The sequence below is a fragment of the Rhizobium sp. P1_E6 genome (genome assembly GCF_056405875.1).
In genome coordinates this window covers 1-9,806 of record NZ_JBFUBG010000072.1, presented here as the reverse complement: position 1 = coordinate 9,806, position 9,806 = coordinate 1, and the positions used below count along the sequence as shown (strand labels likewise).

The window sequence follows — 9,806 nt, the reverse complement described above, 5'->3', positions numbered from 1 at the left end:
ACCCTTTTGGCCGGCGTAGCGTTTGCAAAACGGATAACAGGAGAGACACCATGGCAGGTATGCCGACCAAAGCCATTGGCGCCCAACGAAACTCCATATCAGTGGCGGCGTCCAAGCGTGACACGAGGCTTGATGTGATTCGTGGTCTTGCTCTCATCACGATCTTCATCAATCACGTTCCGGGGCAGATTTTCGAATATATTACGACGAAGAACTTCGGCTTTTCGGACGCCGCGGAAGCCTTCGTGCTGATCTCGGGCATTGCGGTCGGCCTTKCTTACGGCTCGCGCTTCAAGGCGGGCAAGCGGCTGGAGATGGCGATCAAGGCGGCAAAGCGTGCTTTCACGCTCTACCTCGCTCATATGATCACCACCTTCGTGACGCTGGCGCTCTTCATCTGCGGGGCCTGGCTGTTCCACCGGCCGGGGTTGTTGGTCGAGATCAACATTCTGGCGGTGCTTATGAATCTGAAGGAGGGCATTCCGGCGCTGCTCCTGCTCGGTCATCAGATCGGCTACAACAATATCCTGCCCATGTACGGCGCGCTCATGCTGATGGTGCCGTTGATCCTGCTTCTGAACGAGAGAAGCACGCTGCTGGCGCTTGCCGTCTCCGGTACGGTCTGGCTGCTTGCGGGCATCTACCAGATTGCGCCGCAGAACATGCTGTTCGAGGGAGACTGGTTCCTCAATCCCTTCTCCTGGCAGTTCCTGTTCACGATCGGCATCGTCTCGATGATGCATGTCAAGCGTGGCGGCACGCTTCCCCGGCATCCGCTGCTTTTCGCGCTGGCACTGGCCTATGTCGTGCTTTCGTTTGTCTGGGTTACGGCTCGCCTCTGGGATCTCGGAAATTATCTTGCAGCTCTCGGCCTGCCTGCGGTGCTGACCGGTTTCGACAAGACCTTCCTGTCGCTGCCACGCTTGTTGCATGTGCTGGCGCTCGCCTATCTGGTGATCAATATTCCTGTCGTATCGCAGGCTTTTCGCCGCCCGGCCGATCACCCATTGACGATCCTCGGCAGGCACTCGCTGAACATCTTCGTCGCCGGCACCATCCTTGCGATGGCCGGGCAGGTACTGCTCTACATCACCAATCGCGACCAGATCATCGGCCCGATCTTCGTACTTGTCGGCATCGCGGCACAGTTCGCCTATGCCTATTACCTGGAAGATAAACGTGAGCAGGAGAAGGCTCGGCCTCTCGCCGGCGGTGCCGTTCCGGTGCCGGTTCGCGTCAATCGCGCGATGGATAGCCAGGGCAAGCGTCAATAGGCAACGACATCTTTACGATATTGTTAAGCTGGCGGCCGAGGAGGCAGCCGGCTTTCCTTTTATGCGCGGGCCCGGCTTTTGATTGTACAAACTTTACAGCCAGCCTGATTTTCTGAATCGCCAGAAGAGGATGCTGCACAGGCCTAAAATGACGGTGATGACGACGTAATAGCCGTATTCCGTCTTCAGTTCGGGCATGTTGGCGAAGTTCATGCCGTAGATGCCTGCGATGGCGGTCGGCACTGCCGCAATGGCAGCCCAGGCTGCGAGCTGGCGAGTGATCACGCCTTGCCGCTGCTGTTCCAATAGATTGCTGGCTTCGAAGACTGAGGTGATGACGTCCTTCAGCCCGCCAGTCGTGGTTTCGACGCGCCTGATGTGATCGTTCACGTCTCGGAAATATTTTCGCGTCTCGCTATCGATGCAGGGCAGATCGAGATGGACCAGCTTCCCGCACACTTCCGACATGGGTCCGAGTACGCGTTGGAAGCGGATAATCTGGCGCCTCAACTGGAAGAGCCTCTTGATTTGCTCGCGGCTGAGGAAGGCATCCAGCATTCGCCGTTCCATCTCCAGCACCCGATCCTCGATCGCCTGGACGATAGGAAGATAGCCGTCGACGATGAAATCCAGCACGCCGTGAAGCACATAGTCGGGACCGTTCTTGAGCGTCTCGGGTGCGGCTTCGAGCTGTTTGCGAAGGGCGCCATGACCGCGATCGGAACCGTGCCTGACGGTGATGACATGATTGTCACCGACGAAGATCGCTGTCTCGCCATATTCGATAGCGTCGTCCTCCAGATGGGCGGTTTTGGTGATGAGGAAGAGCTGCTTGTCGTAGATATCGAGCTTCGGAACCTGGCTGGGGTTCAGGGCATCCTCTACCGCCAGATGATGGAGACTGAAGGTTTTCTGCAGAGCAAAAAGTTCTCGCTCCTCCGGATCGTGGAGGCCGACCCAGACAAACTCGTTTTTTCCCGCTGGTACGGTGCCGGTTTCGATGTCGAAGGATCCTGCCCGCTGACCATCGCGGTACAAGTACGAGGCAACAATGCTCATTTACACTCCGCTCGATCATGCGTCTGCGATCCCGGTCATCTCGCGGCGCTCCAGGAGGAATGTGCAGCCCCAGGCCGGAACGACAAGACCTCGCGCATCACTATGAGATTTTGATTTTTTAGCCGCCCATCACGAATGGAATGGCTACGTGTGTCGATCCATTTTTGCTCCCAAAGGCAACGCCAATGATAGGGAGCACGAGGATGTACTTCGAACTCAAGGATGCCACAGCAGATATCCTTGCCAAAAGCCGTCGGCACAACGAACTCTGCGATCTGCCGCTCGACCTGATTTCCTCCGATCGCGAGGCCTATGACATACAGGCGACTGCGCAGGACGCGCTGGGTTTCGAACGCAAGGGTTATGCGCTTGTCGGAACGAGCGAGGAATCGCGCCGCACTCTCGGTCTTGCAAGACCGATTTATTCCGACATTCCCGCCTCCGCGCTGTTTGCAGGCACGAAGGAATTCCGGCTGCCGCAGGGCACGATTGGTGTCCAGTGCGAACTGGTCTTCACGATGCTGCGGTCCTATCCGGACGCTGGCGAGCCGATCAACCTCACCACTGCCGCCGACGCGGTGCTCAATTGCCGCCCTGCTATCGGCATCCTCGGACGGCGCACGCGGCGGGTCTTCACGGGAGACAGAGCAGCGATTGCCGATTTCGGTCTGCATGTCGCAACCATCTGCGGTGATCATGCCGGTGCGATGACATCAGCTGATCTCGCCGGCATCGACATCACTACCTTCCTGTTCAAGCAGACGGTCTTTGCCGGGAGATCGGCCTCGGTCATGGGCAATCCGCTCAATGCCGTCGTGTGGCTGGCGGACCAGCTTTCGGCGAACGGCAGCCAGCTTCAAGTCAACGATATCGTCGCGACGGGATCGTGCACGACCATCCTTCAGGTCTGGCCCGGCCAACATCTGGCGGCCGATTTCGGACCACTTGGACAGGTCGAATGCATCTTTAAGTGACATGCATTTCAAACGGAAGGACAGATTATGAGGCCGCAGCGAAAGCCATTCATTGTCGAGATCAAGAGGACGAAACCGTTTTGCCGCAAACTGGCTCCGGTTGAAGCCAATCCTCGGGATGCCGCGATGCAGGGAGGGACGAAGACGACTGTCGGCTTGGCCATCCGGCGCGAGGGGCGTGGCTGATGGTCAGCAGGAACGTCCCTCACGAATATTTCCTGCTCGCCATCGCAAAGGCAGAAGGCCCTGTCGTCGGTCATTTTCGCGGCAAACCGATTTCTGCCGTGGTCATCGACCGGAACGGTGGCCGCTATCGCTTTGTCGGCGTTGCCGCCAGAGACGGCCGCGGCAGGCTGGATGTCATGTCGCTCAAACAGGGCGAATGGATCCTTGCGCCTGATCTGGTCTATACGGAAGCGGCTTAGAGGATCGCTTCTTGCCGAGAATGACAAGCGGGCCTGCCCACGGCGATCCACAGGCAAACCCACGCAACAAAAAAGCCGGAAGAGCGGTGCCCTTCCGGCTTTTCATCGTGTTCTTGCGACGCCGATMAGGCGGCTTCGGTCGTATGGGCCTTGCGGACTTCGTCGTCCGTCAGGATGCCGCTGGCGCGCAGCAGGGCGGCGAAGCGACCATTGGAGTGGCTCAGTTCATCGAAGCTGCCATGCTCGACGATGCGGCCATTGTCGAGGAACAGCACCATATCCGCCTCGCGGACCGTCGAGAGACGGTGAGCGATGATGAAGGTCGTGCGGTTCTGGCGCAGGTTGTCGATCGCGGCCTTGACGCGGGCTTCGGTCTCGACGTCGAGCGCGGAGGTCGCTTCGTCCAGCACCAGGATCGGCGCATCCTTGAGAATGGCGCGGGCGATCGCGATACGCTGGCGTTCACCGCCGGAGAGCTTGTTGCCGCGTTCGCCGACATGCGTGTCGTACTGCTCGTCGCGGTTTTCGATGAAGTCGGACGCGGCGGCGGCTTCGGCGGCGCGGCGCATATCCTCTTCCGAGGCATTCTCGCGGCCGAGGCGGATGTTGTCGCTGATCGAGCGGTTCAGAAGGCCGGCATCCTGGAAGACGGTGGCGATATAGCGGCGCAGCGACTTGCGCGTGACCTTGCTGATATCCGTACCGTCGACGAGGATCTTGCCACCCTGCGGATCATAGACGCGCTGGAGCAGGTTGACGAGCGTCGTCTTGCCGGCACCGGTCGGGCCGACGATGGCAACCGTCTGGCCAGCCTTCACCTTGAAGGAGACGTTGTGCAGCCCCTGCGAGCTATTGGCGAAGCCGAAGGAAACGTCACTGAACTCGACGTCGCCCTTGACGTCCTTGATCTCGCCGTTGCCGGCCGGCTCTTCGCGCTCCCGAACGGAATCCTCCAGGGCGTAGAAGTCTACGAGCTTGGAACGGGCCTCGAAGATCTGCGTGGCGAACTGGCGCATCAGGTCCAGGCGGGCGATCAGCAGATTGGCGAAGCCGATGAAGGCGATGACGTCGCCGACGCGCAGTTCGCCATTCTGGACAAGCAAGGTGCCGATGACGAGCACGATCATCATGGCGATCGTCGAAGCCATGCGGTTCAGCGCACTGGCAATTGCCCACCAGTCGAGCACCGGATACTGCGCCTGCAGCAGACGGTCGGCGAAGGACTTCAGCGCACGTGTCTCGGCATCGATGCGGTTATAGCTATGCAGCACCGAGACGTTGCTGATGGAATCGCTGACGTGGCCGAAGACGGTATGATAGTGGTTTTCGACCGAAGCCTGGCCGTCCTTGGTTCGGCTCATGACCACACGGCCGATGAGCCAGTAGGCAATACCGAGCACGATCAGGACCGCGGAGAGACGCAGATCCATGGACATGGCGGTCGGGATGAGCAGGCCAAGCGCAATAACCGTCGAAAGATGGTTGCGCATGAACTCCAGCCACAGGCCGAACAGGGTTTCGCAGGCGCGCAGCAGCGTGTGCAGCGCATTGGACGTACCCCGCTGCTGGTGCCAGGCGAGCGGCATGGAGATGATACGGCCGAACGCCTCCGTCAGAAGCGTCGCGCGACGGCCATGGGCCAGCCTGTCGGCTTCGCGTGCCACGAGGACGAAGGCAATGGTGTTGAAGACCGCAAAGGCGGCCCACATCATGAGGATTGGCTTGACCTCGCCCTTGCCGGAAATCGCATCGATGATACGGCCGAACAGGATCGGCTCGGCGATGGTAATGGCCGCCAATACGATGTTCGCGATAACGACGAGGGATACGCGGAGCTTGTAGGCGCCGAGATAGCGCAGAGCCCTTGCATAGACCTTGAATAATGACACGTCGGAACCTCTTTTTGCATCTGCGAAAAACGGGATGGTGCGATGCTACGAAAATCTACCTGAACCGACGATTAACAGGATATTCAGTTTTGGAATCCGGCTTCGAAATTCGCGTGTCTGGCGCGATCGTAAAGTGCGATAAATGACCATGGTTTTGAAATTGTTGCTTAGGCATACATCGCGACAATTTGCGCTTGCATTCGCTGGAGGGTCTAGCGCACCATCCAATTTGCGGACTGCAATTTTTAGGAAAGACCGTTCAACGGCGGGTTAACGGACCTGCTCCGGCGGTCTCGTTGGTCCGGGCAAGGGGCATTTTTGTGCAAATTCATTCTTTAATTCAATTGCTTATTATTCTTGAGGAAACTTCCGACAGCCAACACGTGGTCGACGAACTTGAGCAGGTGATCCGCTCGAGCGGATTCGATTTCTACGGCCTGCTTCGCCACCCCAAACAGGGAGACAACCCGTGGGGTGTGACTATGGCCAGCCGGTGGCCGGACAGCTGGCCACACGTTTACGCGGTAAAAAAATACGTGCTCGTCGATCCGACCGTGCGGTATCTTGCCCATGCGCAGCGGCCTTTCCGCTGGCGCGACGGCATGGCGGCTTTCCGGGATGATCCGCATCAGCGCCGCATGGAGCAGATGATGGTCGATGCCTATGGCCATGGACTGGAGGACGGCTATATCTTCCCGATCTATGGGCGAAACGGTATCCTCGGCAGCCTCAGCATCGGCGGCAAGCCAATTGAGCTTTTGCCGGCAGAGATCGCGCTTTTCGAGGCGATCGCCCGCAAGGCTTTCTGGCGGCTGCTTGATATGCAGGGCGAGGCTGCGGCGCTGGAAACGGTGCCGTTCAGCGACACGCAGCTGACCCGGCGCGAAATGGAAATTCTCCACTATCTCGCCGAAGGCATGACCTCGATGGAGATCAGCAAGCATCTGAAGATCTCCAACCATACGGTCGACTGGTATATGAACGGCCTGCAGGACAAGCTGAAGGCTAAGAACCGGCAGCAGGCGGTGGCTCTGGCCTTCCGATATGGGTTGATCACCTGAGATCCAGAGAAATTCTATTTCGTCACGGCAAGGGAAATTGAACTTTCTGTAACAGCGCGTTAAGAATTCTTTTCGCGGGTGCAGCATGGCCCGTTTCCGTGCTTTGAGGAGAGTACATTGCCCATATCGAAGATCCTTGTCGCCAACCGTTCCGAAATCGCCATCCGCGTATTCCGCGCGGCTAACGAGCTCGGGATAAAAACGGTCGCGATATGGGCTGAAGAAGACAAGCTGGCGCTACATCGCTTCAAGGCCGACGAGAGCTATCAAGTCGGCCGCGGTCCGCATCTCGCCCGCGACCTTGGGCCGATCGAAAGCTATCTTTCGATCGACGAGGTGATCCGTGTCGCCAAGCTTTCAGGCGCCGATGCGATCCATCCGGGATACGGCCTGCTTTCGGAGAGCCCGGAATTCGTCGATGCCTGCGATGCTGCAGGCATCACCTTCATCGGCCCGAGGGCCGATACGATGCGTCAGCTCGGCAACAAGGTGGCGGCGCGCAACCTTGCCATTTCCGTCGGCGTTCCAGTCGTTCCGGCCACGGAGCCACTGCCCGACGACATCAAAGAAGTCGCGAAGATGGCCGCTGCGATCGGCTATCCCGTGATGCTGAAAGCCTCCTGGGGCGGCGGCGGACGTGGCATGCGTGCCATCCGCGCCGAAGCCGATCTCGCCCGCGAGGTGACTGAGGCCAAGCGCGAGGCAATGGCCGCCTTCGGCAAGGACGAGGTCTATCTCGAAAAGCTTGTGGAACGCGCCCGCCACGTCGAAAGCCAGATCCTTGGCGATACGCACGGCAATGTCGTGCATCTCTTCGAGCGCGACTGCTCCATCCAGCGCCGTAACCAGAAGGTCGTCGAGCGTGCTCCGGCTCCTTATCTGTCCGAAGCGCAGCGGCAGGAGCTCGCTGCCTATTCGCTGAAGATCGCCGAGGCGACGAACTACGTCGGGGCCGGCACCGTCGAATACCTGATGGATGCCGACACCGGCAAATTCTACTTCATCGAAGTCAACCCGCGCATCCAGGTCGAGCACACGGTCACTGAAGTCGTGACCGGCATCGATATCGTCAAGGCGCAGATCCATATCCTCGATGGCTTTGCCATCGGCACCGAGGAATCCGGTGTGCCGAAGCAGGCCGACATCCGCCTCAATGGCCATGCGCTGCAGTGCCGTATCACGACGGAAGATCCCGAGCACAATTTCATTCCGGATTACGGCCGCATCACCGCCTATCGTTCGGCATCGGGCTTCGGCATCCGCCTCGACGGCGGCACATCCTATACCGGCGCAATCATCACCCGCTACTACGACCCGTTGCTGGTGAAGGTGACGGCCTGGGCGCCGAACCCGCTGGAGGCGATTTCGCGAATGGACCGCGCACTGCGCGAATTCMGTATTCGCGGTGTTGCCACCAACCTGACCTTCCTCGAAGCGATCATCACGCATCCGAAGTTCAGGGACAACACCTATACGACGCGCTTCATCGACACGACCCCGGAACTCTTCCAGCAGGTCAAGCGCCAGGACCGCGCCACCAAGCTTTTAACCTATCTCGCCGATGTCACCGTCAACGGCCATCCCGAGGCGAAGGATCGCCCGCGGCCATCGGAGGATTCCGCCAAGCCGGTCGTGCCCTATATCGATGGCGGCAAGATCCCCGATGGTACGAAGCAACTCCTCGACCAGCTCGGTCCGAAGAAATTCGGCGAGTGGATGCGCRAGCAGAAGCAGGTGCTGCTGACCGATACGACGATGCGCGACGGTCACCAGTCGCTGCTCGCCACCCGCATGCGCACCTATGACATTGCTAGGATCGCCGGCACCTATGCTCATGCGCTGCCGAATCTCCTGTCGCTGGAATGTTGGGGTGGCGCGACTTTCGACGTCTCCATGCGCTTCCTGACGGAGGATCCGTGGGAGCGTCTGGGGCTGATCCGCGAGGCGGCTCCCAACCTTCTGCTGCAGATGCTGCTGCGTGGCGCAAACGGTGTCGGCTACAAGAACTACCCTGACAATGTCGTCAAATATTTCGTCCGCCAGGCGGCCAAGGGCGGTATCGATCTCTTCCGCGTCTTCGACTGCCTGAACTGGGTGGAGAACATGCGCGTGTCGATGGATGCCGTTGCCGAGGAGAACAAGCTCTGCGAGGCGGCGATCTGCTACACGGGCGATATCCTCAATTCCGCCCGGCCGAAGTATGACCTGAAATATTATACGGACCTCGCCGTCGAGCTCGAAAGGGCCGGTGCGCATATCATCGCGCTCAAGGACATGGCGGGCCTGCTGAAGCCGGCTGCCGCAAAGGTGCTGTTCAAGGCGTTGCGCGAAGCGACCAGCCTGCCGATCCATTTCCACACGCACGATACGTCGGGCATTGCCGCCGCTACGGTTCTTGCTGCCGTGGATGCCGGCGTCGATGCCGTCGATGCGGCGATGGATGCGCTGTCAGGCAATACGTCGCAGCCCTGCCTCGGCTCCATCGTCGAGGCGCTGCGCGGCTCCGAGCGCGATCCGGGCCTCGATCCCGAATGGATCCGCCGCATCTCCTTCTATTGGGAAGCGGTTCGCAATCAGTACGCGGCCTTCGAGAGCGATCTGAAGGGGCCGGCTTCGGAGGTCTACCTGCACGAAATGCCGGGCGGCCAGTTCACCAACCTCAAGGAACAGGCCCGTTCGCTCGGTCTCGAAACCCGCTGGCACCAGGTCGCTCAGGCCTATGCGGACGCCAACCAGATGTTCGGCGATATCGTCAAGGTGACGCCGTCGTCCAAGGTCGTTGGCGATATGGCATTGATGATGGTCTCCCAGGATCTGACGGTGGCCGACGTCGTCAGCCCGGACAGAGAGGTCTCCTTCCCTGAATCGGTGGTCTCGATGCTGAAGGGCGATCTCGGCCAGCCGCCGTCAGGATGGCCGGAAGCGCTGCAGAAGAAGGCGCTGAAGGGGGATCAGCCCTATACGGTGCGCCCAGGCTCGCTGCTTGACGACGCCGATCTCGACGCGGAGCGCAAGACGATCGAGACCAAGTTGGAGCGTGAGGTGAGCGACTTCGAATTCGCCTCTTACCTCATGTATCCGAAGGTCTTCACTGATTTCGCATTGGCTTCGGATACCTACGGCC

General features: G+C 59.5%; 6 protein-coding genes and 1 pseudogene. 5 read left to right on the top strand and 2 right to left on the bottom strand.

What is annotated here, in order from left to right; all coding sequences use genetic code 11:
• Positions 1-50: 50 nt before the first annotated feature.
• Positions 51-1,274: an OpgC family protein gene (locus tag AC1D35_RS25950; RefSeq protein ID WP_477940735.1), complete on the top strand. Its 1,224-nt coding sequence runs from the start codon at positions 51-53 to the stop codon at positions 1,272-1,274.
• A 93-nt stretch (positions 1,275-1,367) separates the two neighbouring features.
• Here AC1D35_RS25950 and AC1D35_RS25945 read toward each other — a convergent pair whose 3' ends face one another.
• Positions 1,368-2,333, bottom strand: a complete 966-nt coding sequence (locus tag AC1D35_RS25945; RefSeq protein WP_113311994.1) for a magnesium and cobalt transport protein CorA — start codon at positions 2,331-2,333, stop codon at positions 1,368-1,370.
• Between the two features lie 203 nt (positions 2,334-2,536).
• On the opposite strand from AC1D35_RS25945, the gene AC1D35_RS25940 reads away from it, so the two are divergent.
• Positions 2,537-3,307, top strand: a complete 771-nt coding sequence (locus AC1D35_RS25940) for an FAA hydrolase family protein (RefSeq protein ID WP_113311995.1) — start codon at positions 2,537-2,539, stop codon at positions 3,305-3,307.
• Between the two features lie 185 nt (positions 3,308-3,492).
• On the top strand, positions 3,493-3,732 hold the full coding sequence (locus tag AC1D35_RS25935) for a hypothetical protein (RefSeq protein WP_113300753.1): 240 nt from the start codon (positions 3,493-3,495) through the stop codon (positions 3,730-3,732).
• A 128-nt stretch (positions 3,733-3,860) separates the two neighbouring features.
• On the opposite strand, the pseudogene AC1D35_RS25930 reads toward AC1D35_RS25935, so the two are convergent.
• Positions 3,861-5,621: pseudogene (locus AC1D35_RS25930) on the bottom strand (glucan ABC transporter ATP-binding protein/ permease); the annotation flags it as partial.
• Positions 5,622-5,941: 320 nt separating this feature from the next.
• On the opposite strand from AC1D35_RS25930, the gene AC1D35_RS25925 reads away from it, so the two are divergent.
• Positions 5,942-6,682, top strand: coding sequence for a LuxR family transcriptional regulator (locus tag AC1D35_RS25925; RefSeq protein WP_113312004.1), 741 nt, complete (start codon positions 5,942-5,944; stop codon positions 6,680-6,682).
• Positions 6,683-6,799: 117 nt separating this feature from the next.
• Positions 6,800-9,806: pyruvate carboxylase (gene pyc / locus AC1D35_RS25920; protein WP_477940732.1), on the top strand; the 3,007-nt coding region annotated here is incomplete at its 3' end.

What these genes read in the sequence shown, in the direction of transcription:
- AC1D35_RS25935 (WP_113300753.1), top strand. Translation starts at nt 3,493, where the DNA reads ATGGTCAGCAGGAACGTCCCTCACGAATATTTCCTGCTCGCCATCGCA.
- AC1D35_RS25945 (WP_113311994.1), bottom strand. Translation starts at nt 2,333, where the DNA reads ATGAGCATTGTTGCCTCGTACTTGTACCGCGATGGTCAGCGGGCAGGA.
- AC1D35_RS25940 (WP_113311995.1), top strand. Translation starts at nt 2,537, where the DNA reads ATGTACTTCGAACTCAAGGATGCCACAGCAGATATCCTTGCCAAAAGC.